We start from the raw sequence: 24220 nt of genomic DNA on the forward strand, positions 1-24220 counted from the left end.
CTGCATAAGAGAACGCTTACATTAAAAATGCCTCTGGGTCCTGTTCGCTCCGAACTTCTAAATTACTGAGCGCTTCTTTCAGAATACTGCTCAGCGTCGTCAAAAAATAACCATTAAATTTTTTTGATTTCAGCGTTCGTTCGAAGATATCTGCAGGGATAAAACGCCTCATTTCATTGTGGAAGACACCATTTCGCATGATTTCGTCCAATGACTTCAGTTTCTCACGGGTTTTGTCGGCGTAATTCTCTACACGATAGTCGGCTATTTTATTGAGCAGCAGTAATCTGTTTATTCGTGCCCCTTGCTGATAGAGCCACACTAAATCCCACATATCCCGATACCGGATATGCGTCTGAGTCGCGGGAAACGCGACCAGTTTGTCGGCCATAACTTCTTCGAGCGTTTCGACATAAATCAGCGTGTCGTTATAGCCGTCGGGTAAGACAAAATAATTACGCCCGAGTGGCAGGGTATTACGGGTATAAGCCTCAATGTTGGCGATTTCAATTTTGATCCGCTGCCTGGCAATGTGGGATTGTTGAGGGGAAGTCTCGATAGTTATTTGCCAGCGGTCGATGTTGATCTGATCATAATCGGGAAGCTGACGCAGCTCTTCGGGGGCTTTTACGCTGATGGCGAAACCAAAATCGACCTTCTCACTCATTATTCTTCCTTAAGATCCATCAGATGAGTATTCCTGCCAACACGGCGCAAATCCCTGATTACCGTGGAGGGTATCGCTTGTTTCAGTGGTGATGGCGTTTCGACGGTTGCATCGAGAATATCCAAAATGCTGCGGTGAGTATGCGTCAGTTCGATAGTGCCCCAGGGCGTCGGGTCGTCATGAAGGCCAGTCGGTCGACCAGTATCTGCGAAATGATGCCATATGCCGATAATGCAGATTCCAGACTGACGTAGTTGTATTCCCCGCTGTCAATGCATGCGCGGGATCCTCAGGGAATATTTTCTACAGATCACGCAACAAAAACGCCGACTTCTGCCGGCGTTTCCTTTTACTCAAAAAATCTTCACAGCCAATAATGAATAATTAGCAGGTGTGACGGCGGGCGAAAATGCGTGAATATTAAAATATTGGAATGATGGCCGCAGGAATGGTGTGGGAAAAATATTATCGCCGCATTAGCAGATACGCTCAGTACGGCTCCTCCCCCTGCGAAGGGGGAGGTTGGGTGGGGGTATTAAAGACAACCCGGTGGTGGCATGTTCAACGATTCAAAACAGAAAGAATTACGCAAGGATCTGCGGGGAAATCTTACTTATCCAGAGTTTGTTTTATGGCAGGCGGTCCGGTGTAAAGCGCTGGGTGTTAAATTTCGCCGTCAGCATGGGATTGGGCGCTATATCGTGGATTTTTACGCCGGTGAGGTGAGGCTGGTGGTTGAGCTGGATGGTGAAAGTCATTTCAGTGAGGAAGGAATGGCGGCGGATAAAATCAGAACTGACTTTCTGTGTGATTCAGGAATGAAAGTTATCCGGTTTACGAATCTTCAGGTTATGCAGGAATTACCTGAAGTTCTTGAGCATTTGCGATGCGAAATTGTACGACGGAAGACAATGTTAACCTTCTGATTTTATTTGTAATACCCCCTCCCAGCCTCCCCCTTCGCAGGGGGAGGAGTTAAAAGCTCGATCGGCTCCCTCCCCTGCGAAGGGGAGGGCTGGGGTGGGGTATTAATGGTTACTCGGTGAAAAAATTCCCACCAAAATAATTTTTATCAGTATTTAGCTCAGTTAACTCATCAATATTACATTTCATCTTATCTATCAATGACCTGATCACTATTCATCTGGTTTTATCCCGTTTTGGGATAATTTTTCTCCCGGTTTACTCTTCCTGTGTAGACGTTTTGTTTACTCATAACTCAGGAAAGGATCCTCCATGAACAAAGCACAGAATCATACCGACTGGCATCAGGCAGACATCATTGCGGCATTGCGTAAACGGGGTACGACATTGGCGGCGGTATCGCGCAGTGCCGGGTTGAGCTCATCCACCTTATCGAATGCGCTGTCACGATCATGGCCGAAAGGGGAGAAGGTGATTGCACAGGCGCTGGAGGTGCATCCGAGCGTGATCTGGCCGAGCCGTTATTTTGATGCGCGGGGTGAGTTAGTGAAGAAGATTCTGAGATGAATATGTGGCGGGATAAGGTCTCTCCGGCTCAAACAAAAACGCCGACTTCCGCCGGCGTTTCCTTTTACTCAAAAATCACTCCTTCCAGCCGCCGCCCAGCGCTTTATACAAACTGATGTCCTGATTCAGTTGGGCAAGCTGGGTGGTGATCAGCGTTTGCTGAGCAGAATACAGGGAGCGCTGTGCGACCAGTACGCTCAGGTAGTTGTCGACTCCACCTTTGAAGCGCATCTGCGAGAGATCGTAGTTGCGCTGATTGGCGTCGGCGTCCTGCTGGCGCGCCAGCAATTCATCTTTGTAGGTCGCCTGACCGGCTAAGCCGTCGGAGACTTCCTTGAACGCCGTCTGAATCGCTTTCTCATAGTTGGCGATATCAATTTTCTTGGTGTCCTTCGCGATGTCGAGATTGGCCTGATTCACGCCGCCGTCGAAGATCGGGATATTAACCGATGGCATAAATGACCACGCACCGGTGCCGCCGTCGAACAGTTTACTCAGGCTGCCGCTTTCTGTGCCTGCCGTGCCGGTCAGCGTAATGCTTGGGAAGAACGCTGCACGCGCCGCGCCGATATTGGCATTAGCCGCTTTCAGCGTATGTTCAGCGGAAATAATATCCGGACGACGGGTCAGCAGATCAGAGGGCAAACCGGCCGGTGTCTGCGGGAATTTCCAGTCCTGTTGCAGGGTGGCGTTCGCCAGCAAACTCTGTGGAATGGTGGTGCCGACCAGCAGTGTCAGTGCATTGACGTCCTGACGTACCTGACGTGTGTACTGGGCGATGTCGGCCTGCGCCGCGCGCACCGTGGTTTCGGCCTGCACCAGATCCTGTGAAGTGTCGATGCCGGAATCGTAGCTGCGTTTGGTGAGTTCGTAAGATTTTTTCTGACTGTCGGCGGTACTGATCGCCAGTTTTAGCAGATCGTTATCCGCCGCCAGACTCAGATAGCCGGAAGCGACTTCAGCCACCAGCGAAATTTGCGTGGCGCGCTGCGTGGCTTCTGTCGCCAGATAAGTTTCCAGCCCCTGATCGCGCAGGCTGCGTAAGCGGCCAAACAGGTCAACCTCATAAGACGTTACGCCCAGATTCGCGCTGTATTGCTGATACGTCACCGGTCCGCTGGTTTGTGTTGAATACAATCCGCCCGGCAGATGCTGGTTGGTTTCACCGGCGCTGGCGTCGAGTGTCGGCAGCAGCGCGGCGCGGTCAATCTGGAAGGTAGCGCGGGCGGTATCGACGTTTAATGCCGCGACCCGAAGGTCGCGGTTGTTAGCCAGAGACATGCCAATCAGCTGCTTCATCGCCGGTTGATTGAAGAAGGCTTTCCAGCCGATATCCTGCGCAGCACCGGTTTTGGCGCCGTCCCAGTTGCTGGCAACCGGCAGCGCAGGGCGCTGATAATCCGGCTCCATCGTACAGCCGGCCAGCAGAGTGAGTGAAAACGCGCCGATAAGCGACAGCGCGAAATGCGGTTTATTCATGGTGTGTTGCCTCTGGTGCAGGAAGCGCCTTATCGTGTTTTTTCGATTTGCGGGTGAACAGATTCACAACCGTGACGTAGAACATCGGCACGAAGAAGATCGCCAGGAAGGTGGCCGTGAGCATGCCGCCGACCACCGCCGTCCCGATGGAATGCTGGCTGCCCGCGCCCGCGCCGCTGGAAATGGTCAGCGGGAATACGCCGAGGACGAAGGCCATTGAGGTCATGATGATCGGCCGGATACGCAGCTTGGCCGCTTCGATGGCCGCTTGTGCCACCGACATCCCTTCGTTCTCATGCAGCTCCTTGGCGAATTCAACAATCAATATGGCGTTCTTCGCCGCCAGCCCGACGGTCGTCAGCAGGCCAACCTGGAAGAAAACATCATTCGACAACCCGCGCAGCAACACAGCACCGATGGTGCCTAAAATCCCCAGCGGTACCACCAGCATGACGGAGAACGGAATTGACCAGCTCTCGTACAGCGCCGCCAGACACAGGAACACCACGATCATCGACAGACTGTAAAGCGCCGGTGTTTGTGAGCCGGAAAGCTTCTCTTCGTAGCTCAGGCCGTGCCATGCCACTTTGTAACCGGGTGGCAGTTTGGCCGCGATTTCCATCACCGCCTCGTTGGCATCGCCCGAGCTGTAGCCCGGTGCCGGTGAACCCATCAGTTCGACGGAAGACACGCCGTTGAAACGTTCATAACGCGGTGAGCCATACACCCATTTGCCGCTGCCGAAGGCGCTCCACGGCACCATATCGCCGCTGGAATTACGGAAATACCAGTTGTTCAGATCTTCAGGCGTGACGCGGGAAGCCGCCTTGCCCTGGATGTAAACACGCTTCACGCGGTCGTTGTACATGAACTGGTTCACATACGCTGAACCCCAGGCCGCTGACAAGGTGTTGTTGATGTCGTCGAGGCTCAGACCCAGCGCCTGCGCCCGTTCATCGTCAATTTCCAGCTGATATTGCGGTTCATCTTCCATCCCGTTCGGGCGCACAGCCATCAGGCGTTTGTCCTGTGACGCCATTTGCAGGAACTGATTACGCGCGGCCATCAGGGCTTCATGCCCCTTGCCGTTGGTGTCTTGCAGGAAGAAGTCGAAGCCGGTGGCATTACCCAGTTCCATAACGGCTGGCGGAACGAAAGCAAATACGCGTGCATCTTTGATGGTGGCGAAATGCGCCATCGCACGACCGGCCAGCGCCTGAACTTTTTGCGCGGCGGCCGGGCGGTCGGCCCAGGTTTTCAACTGCACGAAGGCAATCCCGACGTTCTGGCCTCGTCCGGCGAAGCTGAAGCCATTGGCGGTAAACACCGAAGAAACGATGCCGCTTTCCTGCGTCATCAGATATTTCCGGACGTTATCCAGCACCTGCTGGGTTCGTTCCGCCGAGGCGTTGGCGGGCAACGTCGCCTGAACAAACATCACGGCCTGATCTTCATCCGGCAGGAAGGTGGTCGGCACACGGGTGAACATAAAGCCGGTGGCGATCACGATCAGCAGGTAGATGCCCATAAACAGACGGCGGCGTGAGATGACCGTGCCGACGGCGCGGGTGTAGCGCATCGCACCTTTGTCGAAGTTACGGTTAAACCAGCCCGCGAAGCCTTTCTGCGATTTTTCCTCGTCGTTGTGTTTGATGATGGTGGCGCACAGCGCCGGGGTGAAAATCAGCGCCATCAGTACGGAGAGCGCCATCGCGGATACGATGGTGATCGAGAACTGACGGTAGATGATCCCGGTTGAGCCACCGAAGAACGCCATCGGCACCAGTACGGCAGACAGCACCAGCGCGATACCAAACAGCGCGCCCTGGATCTGTTTCATCGATTTGATGGTGGCGTCTTTCGGCGAGAGCTTTTCTTCCGTCATCACACGTTCGACGTTTTCCACCACCACGATGGCATCATCCACCAGCAGGCCTATCGCCAGCACCATCCCGAACATGGTCAGGGTGTTAATGGAATACCCCGCTGCCGCCAGAATACCGAAGGTACCGAGCAGCACTACCGGCACCACCAGCGTGGTGACCAGCGTTGCGCGCAGGTTTTGCAGGAACAGCAACATCACGCAGAACACCAGCACGATGGCTTCGATCAGCGTTTTCACCACTTCCTCAATCGATGCGCTGACCACCGGCGCGGTCTGGTACGGGAACTCGACTTTCACGCCAGCCGGCAGAGAATCTTCCAGCCCGGCGATGGTTTCTCTTACTGCTCTGTCGGTGTCCAGTACGTTCGCGCCGCTTGCCAGACGCAGGGCGATAGCGGTAGAGGGACTGCCGTTAAACGTGGAGGAGATGGAATAACTTTCCGGCCCCAGATCCACGTTGCCGACATCACTGAGACGCACCTGAGAACCGTCGGCATTCACTTTCAGCAGCACGTTTTTGAACTGATGAATGCTGTCGAAACGGGTTTTACCAATGATCGTGGCGCTGAGTTTGCTGTCTTTGACCGTCGGCAGGCCGCCGAGGGAACCGGACGACACCTGTACGTTTTGCGCTTCAATCGCCGCGCTGACATCACTTGGGACCAGCTGATATTTATACAGTTTTGCCGGATCGAGCCAGATACGCATGGCGTATTCTGAACCGAGCAGCAGGAAGTCGCCGACGCCTTTGGTACGCACGATCGGGTCTTCCAGTTTGGTCACCAGCAGGTTACTCAGATCCGAGTTACTCATTTTACCGTCGGTCGAAATCAGGCTGACCAGCAGCATGAAGTTGGCCTGATATTTGGCAATACGGATCCCCTGATTGACCACTTCGGTCGGCAGTTGCGATTCGGCCAGCGACACTTTGTTCTGTACCTGAACCTGCGCGATATCCGGGTTAGTACCCTGATCAAAGGTGGCAATGATTGTGGCACTGCCGTCGCTGTTACTTTGCGATTCGATATAGCGCAGGTTATCCAGCCCGTTCAGTTGCTGTTCAATGACCTGAACTACGGTGTTCTGGGCGGTTTCCGCTGACGCACCCGGATAGGTGACGCTGACGGAAATCGCCGGAGGCGCGATATTCGGGTACTGGCTGATCGGCAGTTTCATGATCGACAGCGCACCGGCGAGCATGATGACGATGGCGACAACCCAGGCGAATATGGGGCGGTTAATAAAGAAAGTAGACATTCAGCTCACCTATTGCGCGGAAGGATCGGTCATCGCGAGATTAGCCTGTTCGGCAGGGGCACTGGCTTTACGCTCGGTGGCGTTGACTTTGGCACCCGGCCTGACGTTCTGTAATCCGTCGGTGATCACTTTGTCGCCGTCATTCAGACCCTGACTGACTAACCAGTTACCGTTCATCATCTGACCGGTGGTGATGGAACGCTGCTCAACGGTGCTGTCGGCTTTCACCACATACACATAAGGCGCACCTTTGACGTCATGCATGATGGCTTCCTGCGGTACCAGAATACCTTTGTCATCAATACCTTGTTGTAACTGGGCGTGAACAAACATACCCGGCAGCAGTTCGTCGTGCGGGTTCGGGAAAGAGGCCCGCAGGGTAACGGAACCGGTACTTTGCGACACGGTGACTTCGGAGAATTCCAGCTTGCCCGGCAGGGCGTATTTGCTGCCATCTTCCAGCGTCAGGGTGGCCTGCGCGGCGTTGTCACCGGCGGACTGCAACTTACCGGAAGCCAGCGCGCGACGCAGTTTCAGCAAATCTTGTGAGGATTCATTGACGTCAACATAGATAGGATTGAGCTGATCGATAGTGGTCAGATATGCCGTCTGGCCGCTGGTCACCAGCGCACCTTCGGTATACAGCGAGCGGCCAATATGGCCGGAAATCGGCGCGTACACTTTGGTGTATTGCAGATTGACACGGGCGGTCTCGACATCCGCTGCGGCTTCGCGCTCGGCGGCCACGGCATCATCATATTGCTGACGGCTGACCGCCTGCGCTTCAACCAGCGGTTTATAGCGGCGGGCGGTGGCGTCGGCGCTTTTCCAGGTCGCCATCGCGCGATCGAAAGAGGCCTGATAGGTTGACGGATCAATCTGATAAAGCTGCTGACCGGCTTTGACTTCGCTGCCTTCCACGAACAGACGTTTTTGGATCACGCCGCTCACCTGCGGACGGACTTCCGCGCTGCGAACCGCCGTGGTGCGGCCGGGCAGACTGGTGGTGAGGGCGACGGGCTGGCTGTGCAAAGTAACGACATTCACCGCAGGAGCCTGTGCTGCCGGGGAAGCAGAACTGGCAGAACCATCACATGCGGAAAGCAGTACCACTGTACTGACAGAAAGTAACTTCAGGCGCATAGAATTCACTCTTTTTGGGGAATTGAGAATAACCATTCTCAACAAGTCCTTCACTATACGAGAGCGCCTGATTTCCCGGTGTAAGGATATTGTCATCACCCATGTTTCTATATTTCAAAACATGAGGATTATGTTGCCGCATAATCCCTTGTTCTTGTAAGGTTTTAGTCTTTTCGTGCAGTGGAAAATGGCAGGAAAGTCATTACTTAGTAAACTAATTAATAGGCCATAAGAATAATTATCAGAGGGATGTTCTAAAAGTGAATGAATTGTTAGGTGTTAAAAAAGTGTGATGCATATCAAACAAATTTATACATTTTAACCTGCTCCTTACCTGAAAAGACTAAGGGATTAAGCCCGCAGCCGTTACCTTAAGGGCCGAGAACGAGCAGTTCTCACATTTGCTTGTTGCCAGCCGTTTTGAACAGCGGCCAGTTGCAACCCCCATGCCCACAGTCCGATGTGGGCTTTTTTTTGCCTTTGCACCGCCAGCCAGCTTTCCTCTCGCAAAACTGTGATCCCTTTCATACTCCTGACTACTATGTCTATACAACTATACATTCTGTGACTTAACTCAATTAACGGTTTATTTTTAGCCAGCGAATTGAGGGAAGACAGATGATAAAACTTGGCAGCAAGGTTCACGATCTGGGGAAAGCCCTGATGACGCCTATCTCGGTGATTGCCGCCGCCGGGATTTTCTTAGGCCTGGCCGCCGCATTGCAGAATCCGGCGGTCACCGGTGAAACCTTTACCCAGATGAAAACATTGCAACTGGTCATCGGCTTTATCCGTCAGGTCTCCGGTGCGCTGTTCGCTAATTTGCCGTTGTTTTTTGCGGTCGCCACGGCAATGGGGCTGGCTAATGCAGAGAAGGCCACGGCGGCCTTTTCCGCCGTGATCGGTTTTGTCGGGCTGCACGTCGGGGTTAATTACAGCCTGCTGGCGCAGGGGATTACGCCGGAAACCATTACGGTCGCCAAACTCACGGCAAAAGGCATGACCGAAAGTGACGCGATGATTTACGCCGCCGAGTTCACCAACACGCTGGGGATTTTCACCTACAACATGAGCGTGCTGGGCGGGGTGCTGGTCGGCCTGATCACCATGTGGCTGCACAACCGTTTCTATACCATAGTGCTGCCGACGGCGATCGCGTTTTTTGGCGGGCGGCGTTTTGTACCGATTGTCACCGTGCTGGTGCTGCCGATCGTCGGTGTGCTGATGTCGCTGATCTGGCCGACGATCGCCCAGGGGATCCAGTGGATCGGCGAGCTGATCGGGCGCACGGGCGAGATCGGCACCTTTATTTATGCCACCTCAGAACGTTTGCTGATCCCGACCGGCTTGCATCACATCATTAATGAAACCGTGCGCTTTACCCCCATCGGCGGTGTCACCACGGTGGATAACCAGAGCATTGTCGGCGCGCTGAATATCTTTAATGCTGCGCTGGCCAATCCGGGTACGATCTCCGATGCGGTCACGCAGCAGGCGACGCGCTTCCTGGCGCAGGGGAAAATCCCGGTGATGATGTTCGGGTTACCGGCGGCGGCGCTGGCGATGTATCACTGCGCGCGGCCAGAACATAAAGGCCGCGTGAAAGCGCTGATGCTGGCGGGCGCACTGGCGTCATTTACCACCGGGATCACTGAACCGCTGGAGTTCTGCTTTATTTTCGTTTCGCCGGTGCTGTATTTCCTGCATGCGGTGTTGACGGGGTTGTCGTTCGTGCTGATGCAAATGCTGCATGTGATGATCGGTAACGTGCAGGGCGGGGCGATCGACTTCCTGATCTTTGGCGTGCTCGGCGGCAGCCGCACGCACTGGTGGTATCCGCTGATCCTCGGCATCATCTACGCGCCACTGTATTACTTCACGTTCCGCTGGGTCATTCTGCGGATGCAGGTAAAAACGCCGGGGCGTGAGGATGAAAATGATGCCGAAGAACGTGCAAAACCGGCGCAGGGCACGGGCGAAAAAACCAAAAATATCATCATCGGACTGGGCGGCGAGGGGAATATTACGGCGGTCGATTGCTGTTTCACCCGCCTGCGAGTGAAGGTCAAAGATATGACTCAGGTACAGGATGGCACATTAATGAAAACCGGCGCGATGGGGGTGAAACGCATCACCGAAACGGATGTGCATGTGATCTATGGCCCGCAGGTTGAACAGGTGGCGAATCTGGTGAAGGCGGAGTTATCGGGCATTGCCTGACGGCGCTTAAGCTTTCACTTTGGCATGGACGCTGAAGCCATAGTTTTTCTGGTTGTAGTAGACATCAGACACTTCAAACAGCGTGCCGTCAGTGAACGACACAATCGCGTGGGAATGCAGCACCGGCTGGTCGCGTGACAGGTTGAGCGCGACGCGTATCTCGTTGGACGGCAGTTCTGCCGAAATCAGTTTGGTGCTGCCCGCAGGCTGGAAACCTTTCGAGCGAATATAAGCATATTTTGACGATGTCATGGCGGCGCGCGTGATATCCGGGAACCGGTCGCACAGCATCCAGCATTGTTCATACACAAACGGCTCATCACCGAGCAGACGCAGGCGGATCATAAAATAAACTTCAGTACCGGCGGGAATATTCAGTTCGCGGGCAATGTCTTCACTGGCAGGCATACGGCGAAATTCCAGCACCTGATTTTCAATGCGCTGATTATTTTCCTGGGCGACTTCGCTGGCGGTGAGATGCCGGTCGAGCGGCAGAATGATTTTCTGCTGCTTTGGCGGCTCAACGACAAAGGTGCCGCGACCGCGAAAACGGGCGACACGCCCCTGACGCACCAGATAATCCACGGCTTTTCGCGCGGTCATGCGCGAGACGCCATAGATTTCGCACATGGCGGCTTCGGTCGGGATCGGATCTCCGGGGCGGATTTCGCCGGTGCTGATTTTTTCGGTAAGTTGCTGCTCAATTTGCAGATAAAGCGGCGTGAACGAATTTTTGTCTATCTTCATTAACCCTTACCTCCGACCCTTTTAAATTTCACTTAAGAATAATTGTATAGTCAGCTATACAAAGCAGCCAGCCACCCTGTTGGTTTTCTGCTCAAAATGGGTTTCAGCACACACAAAAAATAAAGGTTGCTGACATCAGCAACCTTTCTGCATTTTGAAACCACTTTCCGGTGGCGTCAGGCGTTATTCAGGCAACAGCGCCGTGGAGGTGAATCCGCACGGGCCATTTTCCTGATTTTTGAACCGCCAGCAGTGCTGATGGTATTTCGCGACCGAATTACGGTGCGCCACACTGATAACTGACGTTTCCGGCAATTCGCTCAGCAGCAGAGCGTATACCTGTTGTTCGGTTTCGTCATCCAGTGCGCTGGTGGCTTCGTCGAGGAACAGCGTATCGGGTTTGATCAACAGCGCACGGGCAAAGGAGAGCCGCTGCTGTTCACCCGGCGAGAGACGCTGGCTCCAGTTGGCGTAATCATCCAGAATTTCTACCGCCGCCAGATGTGACAGACGACATTGCGTCAGCACCTGTTGCAGTTGTTCATCCGTATATTCACGGCTGGCGTCAGGATAACTGAGCGCATCGCGCAATGTGCCAATCGGAATGTAACTGCGTTGTGGCAGGAACAGATAACGCTTACCTTCCGCCAGTGCAATATTGCCCGAGCCGTAAGGCCAGATACCGGCAATCGCACGCAGCAACGTTGATTTACCACAACCGGAAGGCCCGGCAATCAGCACGCGTTCGCCCGGTTGCATGGCAGCAGAAATATTGCAAAACAGCGGATTTCCGTTCGGCAGGTTCAGCGTCAGTTTATCAAGCTGTAAGGCGTGTTCGGTGCTTTTGCCTACGCTGATGCCGCGCGGCTGAGCGTTAACCTGATCGATTGCCGCATTGAAACCGGCAAGACGGTTAACCGTGGCTTTCCAGTTTGCCAGATCGGTAAAGGCATCGATGAACCAGGACAACGCGCCCTGCACCTGACCGAACGCGGAAGCAATCTGCATCAGCGCACCCATCTGGATCGCGCCGGAGAAATAGCGTGGTGACGCCACCAGGATCGGGAAAATATTGGCAAACTGCGCGTAAAAGTTGGATGCCACGTTCAGGCGACGGGTGACGCGCATGATAGACCACCAGTTGGTTTTGATGGATTCAAACTTGCCGGTCAGCTGATCGTGCTCGTTTTTTTCACCGTGATACAGCGCGATCGCGTCGCTGTTTTCACGAATACGGATCAGGCCAAAACGGAAGTTCGCCTCGAACCATTCCTGATTAAACCCGAGTCTTACCAGGGGCTTACCGATATACCAGATAATGAAGGAACCAATGGCGGCATAGAGCAGCGCGAACCACAGCATGTAGCCGGGGATTTCAACGTGATGGCCCGCGAGCATAAAGTTCAGCGGCCCGCTGATCGACCACAAAATAAATACGAAGGAGAACAGCGTCACCACGCTCGACAGCAGACCGAGCACCAGAGAAAGTGTCCCGCTGGTCAGGGCATTCAGGTCATCGGAAATACGCTGATCGGGGTTATCCACCTGATGCTGATACTCCGTGTAATAATAGGCGTGATTGGTCAGCCACTTCTCCATATACTCTTCAGTCATCCAGCGCCGCCAGCTCATTTGCAGACCCTGCGTCAGATACACTCTGTAGATGGCGATAACGATGAACAACAGCGCCAGCCAGGTAAATTTCCACAGCTGGGCTTTGAAAACCGGATAGTTTCTGTTTTGCAGCGCGTCATAAAAGACACGGTTCCATTCGTTAAACTGTACGCTGAGGTACACACCGGCCAGCGAAAGGATGATGATTGTGGTCAACATGCTCCAGGCACGCCACTTTTCTTCTGAGCGCCAGTAAGGCTTAATTAACTGCCAGACGGCGCCCCATTGCGCCGATTTCCCAGGTTTTTTAGTCATAATAGCCATGTGTAATCGATATGTTGTAAAGCCAATCATCCCAGAATGAGTGGCTCAGTGCGATAGGGCAATGAGCCACTTGTAAGGATGTTTTTCCAGCACGAAGCTCTGTAGACCACAAAAGTAGAAGGATGTTTGATGAAAGTCGCAGTGAATTTACTGCTGGTGGCAGGATGTTTTGCCAGTGTTCAGGCGTTTGCCCAGATTGATGAACCGGATATCGACGCCGATTGTGTTAAAGCCGGGATTTATGCCGCTGCCGGAAAAGTGGCTTATCAGCAGGGTGATATGGGCAAAGCCCGGGAAATTTTTCGTAATCAGGTCGCCTGGAGCGAGTTTTGCCATAAGCCGCAGGACCAGATTGCCACGGCCTACAACAACATTGCGTTGACCTACATAAAGCAGGGCGATTATCTGAAAGCCAGGGCCTGGCTGATGCTGGCACCTGCTGACAAAAAGTCACAATACAACCTGAGTCAGATGCAGCCAAAACTGGATGCCTTGCCGCCAGCCGAAAGTCCGGCAGGGATTTACTGGCAATATGCCGGGTTTGGTAGCTGGAATATCGTCGAAGTGAAAGCCGAAGAAGCGCAGTTTAAAATCGATTTCAGCGGTTTATACATGGGGCAGATGTCACTGTATTACGGCCCGAATACCGGCGATTTTTCGGTGGTGACGGCAATCAAGGATAATCACGCGGTTTACCACGAAGCCGATGATGCCTCCGCCGGTGGCGGCGAGTGTAGCGTGGACATGAATTTCGCACCCCGGAGCGTTAAACTTCACACCACCAATGACTGCGGTTTCGGTCACAACGTGCAGGCCGAAGGCGAATTTGTACGGGTGACGCCGTAAGTTTAAAACCCGCCTCAGGCGGGTTTTAAGGGCTAATACCTCGTCAATGCACATTTCAACTTTTTGATTTTGCTGCAATACACCAGCCCAACCCTCCCCTCGCAGGGGAGGGAGCCGATCGACGTATGCCTTTAGCTGAAGAGGGCGCCGAGTCAGGTTATATTCACTGCGGCCACTTCATTTCGCCCTTCAATACTTTCGCACTCAGTTGTAATGAAGAATCGTCTTTCAGTTGCGGATAATGTTTTTTCATCGCGGCGATAAGCGCGGCAGAATCTTTCGCTTTCGGTAATTCTTTTTCCAGCGTCAGCAGATACTGGCGGGTGAATTCCACCGATTCCAGCGTTTTTGGCGCGCCCGGCAGGAAATGTCCCGGTACAACGACTTGCGGATTAAGACCGGTAATTTCATTGAGCGCTTCTACCCACTGTTTACGGGATTTCGGCGTCTGCGTATCTGCTGTCCAGACATGCATGTTATTGCCATTCACCAGCACGCCGCCCACTACCGCTTTCAGCGACGGGATCCAGACAAACGTCCGTTCTTTATCTACGCCCTGAACCTCAAACTTATGGCCTTCGAGTTCAAAGGTCGTGCCTTTCAGCGGTTCAGGAACCACAACAGATTTTGGCGCATTGTCTTTCAACTGCGGTCCCCAGAAAGCGACTTTACCGTCTTTGCTGGCGTTGATCTGATCGATGGTGGCCTGCGTTGCCACGATTTTGGCGTCCGGGAACGCGGCATGAATGACATCCAGCCCGAAGTAGTAATCCGGGTCGGACTGGCTGATGTACACCGTCGTCAGTTTCTTGCCGGTCGCCTTGATCATTTCCACCAGTTTTTCTGCGTCATTGCGCTGGAACTGCGCGTCGATCAGAACCGCTTCTTTATCGCCGGTAATGATTTCAGAAGAAACCGGGAAAACGCTTTTTTCACCCGGGTTATACACGTCCATTTTCAGTGCACTGGCGGCGTGAGCGGACAGGCTGCTGCCCAGCAGGGCGGCGATCAGAGTCAGATGTTTCAGTTGCATGGGTTTTCCTCAGAGACATAAATAATCACATTCAGTAAGACTCTACTGTACGTTGCATAATCCGCGGGAAAAACCGGATAATGCGCAACTGTTTGTTGCATAAACCGGACGAATCATGGACAGAATTACCGCTGCACAAGTGTTTGTTGCCATTGTTGAACGGGGAAGCATGGTCAGTGCTGCCGAATCGCTGAATATGTCGCGGGCGATGGTGACACGTTATCTGTCGGAGATGGAAAAGTGGTCGGGCGCGCGCCTGCTGCACCGCTCCACCCGCAAACTCAGCCTGACGGATGCGGGCGAAAACACGCTGGCGCGTTGCCGGAAAATGCTGTCGGTGGCGGCGGAAATGAGCAGCGTGGCGGATACGGGCGATGAAGCGTTGCGCGGTTTGCTGCGTCTGAGTTGCTCACAATCTTTCGGGCAGGGTGCGGTGGTGATTGCGGTCAGTGAATTTTTGCGCCGACATCCGCAGGTCAGTATCGATCTTCAGCTGGAAAGCCGGGCGATCAATCTGGTGGAAGACCGGATCGATCTGGCGCTGCGCATCACTAACGATCTGGATCCGAACCTGATCGCCCGGCCGCTGGCGCTGTGTCCGTCGGTCGTCTGCGCGTCTCCGGCTTATCTGGCCGCGCAGGGTACGCCGCAGCATCCGCAGGATCTGGCAGTCCACAACTGCCTGACGTACACCTGGTTCGGCAAAAGCCTGTGGCAGTTTGCACGGCAGGGTGAACAGGTCGCGATTCCGGTGAGCGGAAATCTGAGCGCTAATGAATCGCTGGTGCTGCTGACCGGGGCAGTGGAAGGCGCGGGAATCGTCATGCAGCCTTATTATTCGGCGGCACCGCTGATTGCCAGCGGCCAGCTCGTCGCCTTACTCAGCGAGTGGCAGCCACAGGAAATGGGGATTTATGCGATTTACATGTCCCGGCGGCAAATGCCGGCGGCGTTGCGAGCGCTGCTCGATTTTCTGGTGGAATGGTTCAAAGGCCATCCGCGCTGGCTGTCGCTGACAGAAGAAAAACGCTGAGTCACCGGCAGGGAATAAGCCAGTGGAATCGGTCCCTTTTTCGTCTTCCGCGCATTCCCTGCAATGTATTGTTATGTAAAGATTAATCCTGATATCGGGTGTTTTTCAGGCAGCAAGGGCACAGACTGCGTCTGGTCAAAAGTGTGATCAACGTGGTATTTAAACCCATCCGGCGCAATGCCGGTGCCTTTACTCATCACTAAAAATATCCGGAGTTTTTATGCCTGTCGCACTCCTGGCACTGGCGCTCAGCGCGTTTGCCATCGGTACCACTGAATTCGTCATCATGGGGCTGCTCCCCAACGTGGCGGGGGATCTGAATGTCAGTATTCCTTCTGCAGGCTGGTTAATCAGCGGATACGCGCTGGGTGTGGCAATCGGGGCACCGATCATGGCCGTGCTGACGGCAAAACTGCCGCGCAAGAACACCCTGCTGCTGCTGATGAGCATCTTTATTATTGGCAACGTGATGTGCGCGCTGTCGTACAGCTACGATTTCCTGATGCTGGCGCGCGTGATCACCGCGCTGTGTCATGGTGCCTTCTTCGGGATTGGCGCGGTGGTAGCGGCAAGTCTGGTGGCGCCTAACCGCCGTGCTTCAGCCGTTGCGCTGATGTTCACCGGCCTGACGCTGGCTAACGTGCTGGGCGTTCCGCTCGGTACTGCGCTCGGACAGGCTTTCGGCTGGCGTTCAACCTTCTGGGTGGTGGCGGTGATTGGCGTGGCCTCGTTGTTCGCGCTCTATAAAAAGCTGCCGGATAAGAAAGAAGAAGAGCCGACTGATCTGCGTAAGGAGATCCGTGCGCTGGGTAGCCTGGGATTATGGTTGTCGCTGTCGATCACTATTTTCTTTGCTGCCGCGATGTTCGCGCTGTTCACGTATATCGCGCCTATCCTGACGCAAATTACCGGCGTGTCTGAGCACGGTGTCAGCTGGACGCTGCTGCTGATCGGCCTCGGTCTGACCATCGGTAACGTGCTGGGCGGGCGTCTGGCGGACTGGCGTCTGGGTATCTCGCTGACCCTGACTTTCCTGATGATCGCCATATTCTCCGTGCTGTTCAGCTACACCAGCGTTCATCTGGTGGTGGCGGAAATCACGCTGTTTATCTGGGCGATGGTGAACTTTGCCGCGGTGCCAGCCTTGCAGGTTAACGTGGTGACCTACGGCAAAAATGCGCCAAACCTGGTGTCGACCCTGAACATTGCGGCGTTTAACGTGGGCAATGCGCTGGGTGCCTGGGTGGGCGGCGCGGTGATTGAACGCGGAATGGGACTGAGCACTGTGCCGCTGGCGGCGGGCGCACTCGGCGCTATCGGCTTCGTGCTGTGTGTGATCACTTTCCGCCGTGCGGCGAAGAAAGCGGAAAAAGCGGCCGCGTAATCCAGCCGCTAAAAAAATTAAAGGCCATGCGGAGTTTCTCCGGCGTGGCCTTTTTTTTCTGTTCAGCGCATCAGCGCGGCCTCGAGATGTCCGGCAAAGCGTTGCGCCTGCTGATGGCAGTGTTCGGTAAATGTGGTGACCAGCGCCGAAGCGGGGCGGTGCAATGGCCGGATCAGGCTGACGGTAAAGGGTACGGCGACGCTGAATTCCCGCAGGACGAGTCCGTTGTCACAATAATCCAATGCGGTCAGCGGGTTGACGATCGACACGCCCGCGCCTTCGCGCACCATGCTGCACACTGACGCGGCGCTGTGGGTTTCCATCACCAGCCGCCGCGTAATCTGTTGTTCCATAAATAACGTATCCAGCAGTTGCCGGTAACTGTCGGTCGCCGACAGGCTGATATAATTCAGTCCGCTGAAATCTTGTGGTGTGAGTCGCGATTTCTCAGCCAAAGGATGTCCGGCAGGCAGCACGCACACTTCGTTCAGTGTCAGCAGCGTCTGTCGCTCGGTTCCGGCTGGCGTCTGGGTGTTTTCCGTCAACCCCAAATCATGGCGTTGCGCCGACAGCCATTCTTCCAGCAGCGGCGATTCCTGCGGCACAATATTGAAACTGACGTCAGGGTAGCGGTCGAGAAACGGCTTACACACCGCAGGCAGCAACGACTGGCTGAATACCGGCAGGCAGGCGATGGACAGTTGCGCCTGCTCGAACTGGCGGATGCCTTCCGCCGCGCTGATAATTCTGTCCAGCCCGTAGTACGAGCGCTGCACTTCCTCAAACAGCCGCAGACCCTGAACGGTAGGATATAAACGCCCGCGCAGGCGTTCGAATAACTGCAGATTCAGCAACTTTTCGCAGCGCGCCAGTTCACGGCTGACTGTCGGCTGCGAGGTATTGAGCAACGCAGCGGCTTCAGTCAGATTGCCGGTGGTCATGACCGCATGAAAAATTTCGATATGGCGCAGGGAAATAGCTGGCATGGTTTCATCCGCTAAACGATGACAATATCCCATATCATAAATGAATAGACTTGCCTGAAATAGATATTTTATCGCTGGTCTGCCACGCGGCATACTGAGGGAAATATGACGGACTTCAACTGACGGAAAATCTTATGCCACGCGCTCTGAACGATATGTCTACCGCGCTTAATGCCGCGAATTTACTGGCTCTGCCGCAACAATTTGGCTGCCCTGTGTGGGCGTATGACGCTGACATTATCAAACAGCGCATCGCGCAGTTGCGCCAGTTTGACGTGATCCGTTTTGCGCAGAAAGCCTGTTCTAATATTCATATCCTGCGTCTGATGCGCGAGCAGGGCGTGAAGGTCGATTCCGTTTCTCTGGGTGAAATTGAGCGTGCGCTGGTGGCCGGTTTTATTCCGGGCGGCACAGACAGTGAGATTGTGTTTACTGCTGACGTACTGGATCAACCGACGCTGGAGCGCGTGACAGCGCTGGATATTCCGGTGAACGCCGGTTCCATCGACATGCTCAGTCAGATTGGCCAGCACAAAGCCGGACATCCGGTGTGGCTGCGCGTGAACCCGGGCTTTGGTCACGGGCACAGCCAGAAAACCAATACTGGCGGGGAAAACAGTAAACACGGGATCTGGTATGCCGATTTACCGCAGGCGCTGACAGAGATTGCCCGTTACGACCTGAAACTGGTGGGCATTCATATGCATATCGGTTCCGGCGTGGATTATGGTCACCTTGAGCAGGTTTGCGATGCGATGGTGCGCCAGGTGATTGAAACAGGACACGATATTGAAGCGATCTCCGCCGGTGGTGGCCTGTCGATCCCCTATCATTTTGAAGAAGAATCCATTGATACCGGCCACTATTTTGGTCTGTGGAATCGTGCGCGCGAGCAGATTGCCGCGCATCTCGGGCATGAGATTAAACTGGAGATCGAACCGGGGCGTTTCCTGGTGGCGGAATCCGGCGTGCTGGTGGCGCAAATCCGTGCGGTGAAAAACATGGGCAGCCGTCATTTCGTGTTGTGCGACGCTGGCTTTAATGACCTGATGCGCCCGGCGATGTACGGCAGCTATCATCATATTTCACTGTTACCGGCCGATGGCCGCGATGTCAGCGGACAACCGCTGACGGATTCCGTGATCGCCGGTCCGTTGTGTGAATCCGGCGACGTGTTTACCCAGCAGGCAGGCGGCGGAGTGGAAACCTTCCCGCTGCCGCCGGTACACATCGGCGATTATCTGGTGTTCCACGATACCGGCGCGTACGGCGCATCCATGTCATCGAACTACAACACCCGCCCGCTGCTGCCGGAAGTATTGTTTGAGAATGGCGTGCCAAGACTGATTCGTCGCAGGCAGACGGTGGAAGAGTTAATTGCTCTGGAGCTCTAGTCTCTGCGTCTGAGCCGGTGAGGTGGCTTGCTTTGCTCCTCCCCCTGCGAAGGGGGAGGCGGGGAGGGGGTTTTAAATACAAAGCAATGAGTTAAAGCACACTTTGAATTTTGTTTTTGACCTTAATACCCCACCCCACCCCAACCCTCCCCTTCGCAGGGGAGAAAGTTTACTTATCAAACATCTCTTTTCTCAGTAACACGATTTCTTCTGCCAGATCACGGCACAGCATGGCGGTCATCAGATGATCCTGCGAGTGCACCATGATCAGATTCACCGGAATTTTCCCCACGCCTTCATCCAGGCCAATCAGTTGTGTCTGTACTTTGTGCGCAACACGCGCCGCGTCGTCCGAGGCTTTCAGCATCGCATCAGCCTGTTCCCATTCTTTTTTACGTGCATGCTGAATCGCCATCATGGCGTTAGATCGTGCTTCTCCGGCGTTGATCAATAACTCCATCACCGTTTGTTCCAGATCGAATTCCATCGAAAACTCCAAATTGGTATACCAGAAAAGGGTGAATTCATCATATTGGAATTCCAATATTCACATGTGAGAACGCTGTCACAGAAATTAATTCGTATTCCGCTATTTTTTGGCATGCCACATTACGAAATTATTCCCGAAATATGGCCGACAGGATGATTTACAGAACCGGAATCTGACCCTGCTTCGTACGACACCTTTATTCCTCATTCAATATAAAAGGTGAAGACGAAATCAACACCTGTGAAGTATAGAAAAAAGAAAATGAGGTGCTGTCATGTCACTGAAAGACCGCTTTATCGATTCTCTGGGGGGATTCGCCAACACCTTTAATAGCTTCCGATACATCATGGCTATTAAGGCGTCTTTTATCACGTTAATGCCCGTTATTATTGTGGGGGCATTCTCAGTTTTAATTTCAAATATGGTGATGGATCCGAAAAACGGATTAGCGCATTTTGAAATGTTCTCCTGGCTGGCCACCCTCAAACCGATCATGAGCAGTATTAACTACGCCACGCTCAGTTTTCTGACCATCGGTGCGGTGTTTTTAATTGGTATCGAACTCGGGAAAATTAACGGCTCACGTTCGTTATTTCCCGGCCTGCTGGCAGTGATTTGTTTTATTGCTGTCACGCCAACCACCGTCGATATGATGGTTAACGGCCAGATGCAGGAAGTGAAAGATGTGCTGGCAAAACAATTCTCCGATACTAAAAGTCTGTTCCTCGGCATGTTTATTGCCATTCTGTCGGTGGAGATTTATTCCCGTCTGGAACGGGTTAACGGCCTGCGTATAAAGATGCCCGAGAGCGTGCCGCCCAATGTGTCGGCGTCATTCTCGGCGTTAATTCCCGCCATTATTACCGTGGTGCTCGTCGCTACCTTCGGCTTTGTATTCCACCGCGTCACCGGCATGTATCTGTACGATGCGGTGTATCAGGTGATTCAGCGTCCGCTGGAATCGGTGATGCAAAGTCTGCCGGGCATTCTGCTGCTGATGTTTGTCGCGCAGCTGTTCTGGGTGATTGGTATTCATGGCAACCAGATGATTAAACCGATCCGCGAACCGCTGTTGCTCGGTGCCATCATGGTTAACATGACCGCGTTTGAGCAGGGTCATGAGGTGCCAAACATCATCACCATGCCGTTCTGGGATGTATATATGAGCATCGGAGGCTCGGGTTGTACCATCGGTTTGTTGCTGGCGGTGATGATCGCTACCCGCCGCAAAGAGATGCGCGAAATCGCCAAACTGTCCCTCGGGCCAAGTTTCTTCAACATCAATGAACCGGTGATTTTCGGTATGCCGATTATGCTCAACCCGATCCTGGCCATCCCGTTCATCATCACGCCGCTGATCACCGGCACCATCGGCTATTTTGCCACCAGCCTCGGATTCGCCGGACGCGCGGTGGTGATGGTGCCGTGGACCACACCGCCGATTATCAACGCCTGGCTGTCAACGGCCGGATCGATGGGCGCGGTATTCACCCAGATTGGCTGCATTGTGGTGGCGGTACTGATTTATCTGCCGTTTGTGAAAGTCGCGGCGCGTCGTGCCGATCAGGCTCAGCTTGAAGCCATGCAGCAGAGCCAGAAACAGGCTGCTACGGCGTAAATTATTCGGAAAATGAGGGATGTTATGAGTAAGGTTTCAATCGCCATTCCTGACGGATTTATTCTCGGTGCCGCCGCCTCTGCGTGGCAGACCGAAGGCTGGAGCGGCAAAAAAGACGGGCAGGATTCGTATCTGGATCTCTGGTACAAAAATAACCGCCATGTCTGGCACAACGGTTACGGCCCGGCGAAAGCCACCGATTTCATCAACCGCTACAAAGAAGACGTGGCGCTGATGAAAGCCAGCGGGCTGAGTCATTACCGCACGTCGGTCAACTGGTCGCGCTTTTTCACCGACTATGAGTTGGGTACGGTCGATGAAGAATACGCGGCATATATCGACGATCTGCTCGATGAGATGAAACGTAACGGCATCGAACCGATGCTGTGTCTTGAACACTACGAATTACCGGCGTTTCTGATCGAAAAATACGATGGCTGGAGCTCGAAAAAAGTCGTCGATCTGTTTGTGTTGTATGCAGAAAAAGTCTTCGAACGGTATGCCGGAAAAGTCCGCCGCTGGTTTACCTTCAACGAACCGGTGGTGGTGCAAACCCGCGTGTATCTGGATGCGATACGCTGGCCGTTCGAGCAAAATACCGCGAAATGGATGCAGTGGAATCACCACAAAGTGCTGGCAACCGCCAAAGTGGTCGAACTGTTCCATCGCAAAAAATATCACGCCGCAGGTACCGTCGGGGTGATTTTAAATCCGGAAGTGACGTACGCCCGTTCATCGGCGGCGCATGACCAAAAGGCGGCGCATTTATACGATTTATTCTATAACCGCGTATTTTTAGACCCGATGATCAACGGGGAATATCCACAGGAATTACTGGAGCTACTGGAAAAGCACGGCGTACATTTCGATTATACAGAAGCGGAACTGGCGGTTATCCGTAATAACACCGTGGATGAAGTGGGTATTAATCTTTATTACCCGCACCGGGTGAAAGCACCGTCCCGCGAATGGAATAAAGACACACCATTCCATCCGGCGTATTACTACGAACATTTCGAATTGCCCGGACGCCGGATGAATAAATCGCGTGGCTGGGAAATCTATCCGAAAATTATTTATGACATGGCGATGCGCATTAAAGCGGAATACGGAAATATTTCGTGGTTTGTGGCTGAAAACGGCATGGGTATCGAAAATGAAGGCCAGTTTCGCGATGCCGTCAGCGGGGAAATTCAGGACAACTATCGTATTGAATTTATTGCCGAGCATCTTTACTGGACATTAAAAGCGCGGGAAGACGGCGCCAATTGTCAGGGATATATGCTCTGGGCCTTTACCGATAATGTCTCGCCAATGAACGCCTTTAAAAATCGTTACGGGCTGATCGAAATTGATCTTGATAACAATCGTGATCGCCGTCAGAAGAAATCCTCTCACTGGTTTAAATCACTCAGTGAAAGTGGTGTGTTGTCTTTAACGCTCGATGACCAGGAAAAATAACCTAAGGAAACACTATGAAACGAATCGTTTTAGCTTGTTCGGCAGGGATGTCCACGTCACTGGTGGTCACCAAAATGGAAAAAGAAGTTACTGCGCGGGGGCTGGAATATCAGATCTACGCGATCCCTGAAAACAATCTGCGTGACGAGCTTGAAGCCTATGGCCGCGATATTGTCGCCGTGCTGCTCGGGCCGCAGGTGCGTTTTAAACTGGCGGAGAATAAAAAGCTGACCGATGAACACGGCATTCCGATTGCGGTGATCGACATGGTGGCTTACGGCACGTTAAACGGTGCAAAAGTGCTGGATCAGGCATTATCTCTGATACAGTAACATCCGGTCTTTTTTGTTTTTTGCATCAGGGTGATTGTGTGGAAAAAGGTGTGGTTTCGCAGGACAGAAAGCAGTATCAGGAAATCGGGCATGACCTGCGTGAGCAAATCAAGCAAGGGCATTTCGCCGTGGGATCCCGCCTGCCGCCCGAACGCAATATGGCGGAAAACTACGGCGTCAGCCGGACGATTGTGCGCGAAGCCTTACTGATGCTGGAACTGGAGGGCACGGTGGATATCCGTCAGGGTTCCGGCGTGTACGTGATCCGCATTCCTTCTCAGGAAGAAGGCGAAGACGAACTGTTGTATCAGGGGCAGATTGGCCCCTTTGAAATCTTACAGGCGCGGCAGTTGCTCGAAAGTAATATTGCCGCGTTTGCCGCCAAAATGGCCACCAAAGCGGATATCGAAAATCTGCGCCGCACGCTGGAGCAGGAACAAATCGCCATCGTGGCTAACGACGAAAGCGGTGATAACGACCGGCTGTTCCACCTGCTGATTGCCGGTGCGACACAAAACCAGATGCTGCTCGATTCGGTGAAAAATATCTGGATGCACCGGGATTCCAGCCCGCTGTGGAAACAGTTACACAGCCATATAGCTACCCGCGGTTACCGCCTGAAATGGCTGGCTGATCATCAGAATATTTTGGCCGCACTGCGCCGCCGCGACGTCATGGGCTCGTATCAGGCGATGTGGCAGCACATGGAAAATGTGAAAAATACGCTGATGGAATTGTCGGATGTGGATGCGCCGGAGTTTGACGGCTATCTGTTTGAATCTGTGCCGATTTTTCAGGGAAAGATGGTCTGAACAC

20 protein-coding genes are annotated in these 24220 nt (G+C 53.6%); 11 read left to right on the forward strand and 9 right to left on the reverse strand.

What is annotated here, in order from left to right:
• Window positions 1-16: 16 nt before the first annotated feature.
• Entirely contained in the window at window positions 17-667 is a 651-nt protein-coding gene (locus tag AACU55_RS02945) for a nucleotidyl transferase AbiEii/AbiGii toxin family protein (protein ID WP_134706625.1), read from the reverse strand.
• A 557-nt stretch (window positions 668-1224) separates the two neighbouring features.
• On the opposite strand from AACU55_RS02945, the gene AACU55_RS02955 reads away from it, so the two are divergent.
• The gene (locus AACU55_RS02955; protein WP_126124634.1) at window positions 1225-1593 is read left to right on the forward strand and encodes an endonuclease domain-containing protein; all 369 of its coding nucleotides are present in this window, start codon (window positions 1225-1227) and stop codon (window positions 1591-1593) included.
• A 310-nt stretch (window positions 1594-1903) separates the two neighbouring features.
• Window positions 1904-2158: a helix-turn-helix domain-containing protein gene (locus tag AACU55_RS02960; protein ID WP_037035188.1), complete on the forward strand. Its 255-nt coding sequence runs from the start codon at window positions 1904-1906 to the stop codon at window positions 2156-2158.
• Between the two features lie 75 nt (window positions 2159-2233).
• Here the strand turns inward: AACU55_RS02960 and AACU55_RS02965 are convergent, their stop codons facing one another.
• The 3 genes from AACU55_RS02965 to AACU55_RS02975 are packed head-to-tail and all read right to left on the reverse strand — an operon-like array spanning window position 2234 to window position 7922.
• Window positions 2234-3637 carry an efflux transporter outer membrane subunit gene (locus tag AACU55_RS02965; protein ID WP_013574137.1) on the reverse strand — a complete coding sequence of 468 codons (1404 nt, stop codon included), beginning with the start codon at window positions 3635-3637 and terminating at the stop codon, window positions 2234-2236.
• Window positions 3630-6779, reverse strand: coding sequence for an efflux RND transporter permease subunit (locus AACU55_RS02970; protein WP_134706626.1), 3150 nt, complete (start codon window positions 6777-6779; stop codon window positions 3630-3632). The genes AACU55_RS02965 and AACU55_RS02970 overlap by 8 nt, the downstream gene beginning before the upstream one ends.
• Before the next feature lie 9 nt (window positions 6780-6788).
• A complete protein-coding gene (locus AACU55_RS02975) occupies window positions 6789-7922 on the reverse strand; it encodes an efflux RND transporter periplasmic adaptor subunit (protein WP_134706627.1) in 1134 nt (377 codons plus the stop codon).
• Between the two features lie 618 nt (window positions 7923-8540).
• Here AACU55_RS02975 and AACU55_RS02980 point away from each other — a divergent pair.
• Window positions 8541-10142 carry a PTS transporter subunit EIIC gene (locus tag AACU55_RS02980; RefSeq protein ID WP_037035182.1) on the forward strand — a complete coding sequence of 534 codons (1602 nt, stop codon included), beginning with the start codon at window positions 8541-8543 and terminating at the stop codon, window positions 10140-10142.
• Window positions 10143-10148: 6 nt separating this feature from the next.
• Here AACU55_RS02980 and AACU55_RS02985 read toward each other — a convergent pair whose 3' ends face one another.
• Both AACU55_RS02985 and AACU55_RS02990 read right to left on the reverse strand, forming a co-directional pair.
• Window positions 10149-10889, reverse strand: coding sequence for a GntR family transcriptional regulator (locus tag AACU55_RS02985; protein WP_015689424.1), 741 nt, complete (start codon window positions 10887-10889; stop codon window positions 10149-10151).
• Window positions 10890-11072: 183 nt separating this feature from the next.
• Complete coding sequence (locus AACU55_RS02990) at window positions 11073-12827, reverse strand: ABC transporter ATP-binding protein/permease (protein ID WP_037035180.1); 1755 nt, start codon at window positions 12825-12827, stop codon at window positions 11073-11075.
• Window positions 12828-12956: 129 nt separating this feature from the next.
• Here AACU55_RS02990 and AACU55_RS02995 point away from each other — a divergent pair, with 129 nt between their 5' ends.
• Window positions 12957-13673 carry a tetratricopeptide repeat protein gene (locus AACU55_RS02995; RefSeq protein ID WP_037035179.1) on the forward strand — a complete coding sequence of 239 codons (717 nt, stop codon included), beginning with the start codon at window positions 12957-12959 and terminating at the stop codon, window positions 13671-13673.
• Between the two features lie 163 nt (window positions 13674-13836).
• On the opposite strand, the gene AACU55_RS03000 is transcribed toward AACU55_RS02995, so the two are convergent.
• Window positions 13837-14706: an MBL fold metallo-hydrolase gene (locus tag AACU55_RS03000; RefSeq protein WP_013574144.1), complete on the reverse strand. Its 870-nt coding sequence runs from the start codon at window positions 14704-14706 to the stop codon at window positions 13837-13839.
• Between the two features lie 115 nt (window positions 14707-14821).
• On the opposite strand from AACU55_RS03000, the gene AACU55_RS03005 reads away from it, so the two are divergent.
• Together AACU55_RS03005 and AACU55_RS03010 are read left to right on the forward strand one after the other, a co-directional pair.
• Complete coding sequence (locus tag AACU55_RS03005) at window positions 14822-15739, forward strand: LysR family transcriptional regulator (protein WP_037035176.1); 918 nt, start codon at window positions 14822-14824, stop codon at window positions 15737-15739.
• Window positions 15740-15959: 220 nt separating this feature from the next.
• A complete protein-coding gene (locus AACU55_RS03010) occupies window positions 15960-17123 on the forward strand; it encodes an MFS transporter (RefSeq protein WP_134706628.1) in 1164 nt (387 codons plus the stop codon).
• A 62-nt stretch (window positions 17124-17185) separates the two neighbouring features.
• On the opposite strand, the gene AACU55_RS03015 is transcribed toward AACU55_RS03010, so the two are convergent.
• Window positions 17186-18109, reverse strand: a complete 924-nt coding sequence (locus tag AACU55_RS03015) for a LysR family transcriptional regulator (protein ID WP_134706629.1) — start codon at window positions 18107-18109, stop codon at window positions 17186-17188.
• A 134-nt stretch (window positions 18110-18243) separates the two neighbouring features.
• On the opposite strand from AACU55_RS03015, the gene lysA reads away from it, so the two are divergent.
• Window positions 18244-19503, forward strand: coding sequence for a diaminopimelate decarboxylase (lysA, locus tag AACU55_RS03020; RefSeq protein ID WP_037035173.1), 1260 nt, complete (start codon window positions 18244-18246; stop codon window positions 19501-19503).
• Between the two features lie 169 nt (window positions 19504-19672).
• Here lysA and AACU55_RS03025 read toward each other — a convergent pair whose 3' ends face one another.
• Window positions 19673-19990 carry a PTS lactose/cellobiose transporter subunit IIA gene (locus AACU55_RS03025; protein WP_013574149.1) on the reverse strand — a complete coding sequence of 106 codons (318 nt, stop codon included), beginning with the start codon at window positions 19988-19990 and terminating at the stop codon, window positions 19673-19675.
• Window positions 19991-20267: 277 nt separating this feature from the next.
• On the opposite strand from AACU55_RS03025, the gene AACU55_RS03030 reads away from it, so the two are divergent.
• From AACU55_RS03030 to AACU55_RS03045, 4 genes are read left to right on the forward strand one after another with little or no spacing between them, the layout of a single operon-like run.
• Window positions 20268-21611 carry a PTS sugar transporter subunit IIC gene (locus AACU55_RS03030; protein WP_013574150.1) on the forward strand — a complete coding sequence of 448 codons (1344 nt, stop codon included), beginning with the start codon at window positions 20268-20270 and terminating at the stop codon, window positions 21609-21611.
• A gap of 24 nt (window positions 21612-21635) precedes the next feature.
• Window positions 21636-23072, forward strand: coding sequence for a glycoside hydrolase family 1 protein (locus AACU55_RS03035; protein WP_037035171.1), 1437 nt, complete (start codon window positions 21636-21638; stop codon window positions 23070-23072).
• A gap of 14 nt (window positions 23073-23086) precedes the next feature.
• On the forward strand, window positions 23087-23404 hold the full coding sequence (locus AACU55_RS03040; RefSeq protein WP_013574152.1) for a PTS sugar transporter subunit IIB: 318 nt from the start codon (window positions 23087-23089) through the stop codon (window positions 23402-23404).
• Window positions 23405-23442: 38 nt separating this feature from the next.
• A complete protein-coding gene (locus AACU55_RS03045; protein WP_013574153.1) occupies window positions 23443-24216 on the forward strand; it encodes an FCD domain-containing protein in 774 nt (257 codons plus the stop codon).
• The last annotated feature ends 4 nt before the right edge of the window (window positions 24217-24220 follow it).

Source organism: Rahnella sp. CJA17(1/100), assembly GCF_963881615.1.
Lineage (GTDB): Bacteria > Pseudomonadota > Gammaproteobacteria > Enterobacterales > Enterobacteriaceae > Rahnella > Rahnella aceris.

Coding starts and splice junctions, on each gene's coding strand:
- lysA (WP_037035173.1), top strand. CDS start 18,244: ATGCCACGCGCTCTGAACGATATGTCTACCGCGCTTAATGCCGCGAAT.
- AACU55_RS02945 (WP_134706625.1), bottom strand. CDS start 667: ATGAGTGAGAAGGTCGATTTTGGTTTCGCCATCAGCGTAAAAGCCCCC.
- AACU55_RS02955 (WP_126124634.1), top strand. CDS start 1,225: ATGTTCAACGATTCAAAACAGAAAGAATTACGCAAGGATCTGCGGGGA.
- AACU55_RS03010 (WP_134706628.1), top strand. CDS start 15,960: ATGCCTGTCGCACTCCTGGCACTGGCGCTCAGCGCGTTTGCCATCGGT.
- AACU55_RS02980 (WP_037035182.1), top strand. CDS start 8,541: ATGATAAAACTTGGCAGCAAGGTTCACGATCTGGGGAAAGCCCTGATG.
- AACU55_RS03040 (WP_013574152.1), top strand. CDS start 23,087: ATGAAACGAATCGTTTTAGCTTGTTCGGCAGGGATGTCCACGTCACTG.
- AACU55_RS02975 (WP_134706627.1), bottom strand. CDS start 7,922: ATGCGCCTGAAGTTACTTTCTGTCAGTACAGTGGTACTGCTTTCCGCA.
- AACU55_RS03005 (WP_037035176.1), top strand. CDS start 14,822: ATGGACAGAATTACCGCTGCACAAGTGTTTGTTGCCATTGTTGAACGG.
- AACU55_RS03000 (WP_013574144.1), bottom strand. CDS start 14,706: ATGCAACTGAAACATCTGACTCTGATCGCCGCCCTGCTGGGCAGCAGC.
- AACU55_RS02985 (WP_015689424.1), bottom strand. CDS start 10,889: ATGAAGATAGACAAAAATTCGTTCACGCCGCTTTATCTGCAAATTGAG.
- AACU55_RS03015 (WP_134706629.1), bottom strand. CDS start 18,109: ATGCCAGCTATTTCCCTGCGCCATATCGAAATTTTTCATGCGGTCATG.
- AACU55_RS03025 (WP_013574149.1), bottom strand. CDS start 19,990: ATGGAATTCGATCTGGAACAAACGGTGATGGAGTTATTGATCAACGCC.
- AACU55_RS03035 (WP_037035171.1), top strand. CDS start 21,636: ATGAGTAAGGTTTCAATCGCCATTCCTGACGGATTTATTCTCGGTGCC.
- AACU55_RS02960 (WP_037035188.1), top strand. CDS start 1,904: ATGAACAAAGCACAGAATCATACCGACTGGCATCAGGCAGACATCATT.
- AACU55_RS02970 (WP_134706626.1), bottom strand. CDS start 6,779: ATGTCTACTTTCTTTATTAACCGCCCCATATTCGCCTGGGTTGTCGCC.
- AACU55_RS02990 (WP_037035180.1), bottom strand. CDS start 12,827: ATGGCTATTATGACTAAAAAACCTGGGAAATCGGCGCAATGGGGCGCC.
- AACU55_RS03030 (WP_013574150.1), top strand. CDS start 20,268: ATGTCACTGAAAGACCGCTTTATCGATTCTCTGGGGGGATTCGCCAAC.
- AACU55_RS02965 (WP_013574137.1), bottom strand. CDS start 3,637: ATGAATAAACCGCATTTCGCGCTGTCGCTTATCGGCGCGTTTTCACTC.
- AACU55_RS02995 (WP_037035179.1), top strand. CDS start 12,957: ATGAAAGTCGCAGTGAATTTACTGCTGGTGGCAGGATGTTTTGCCAGT.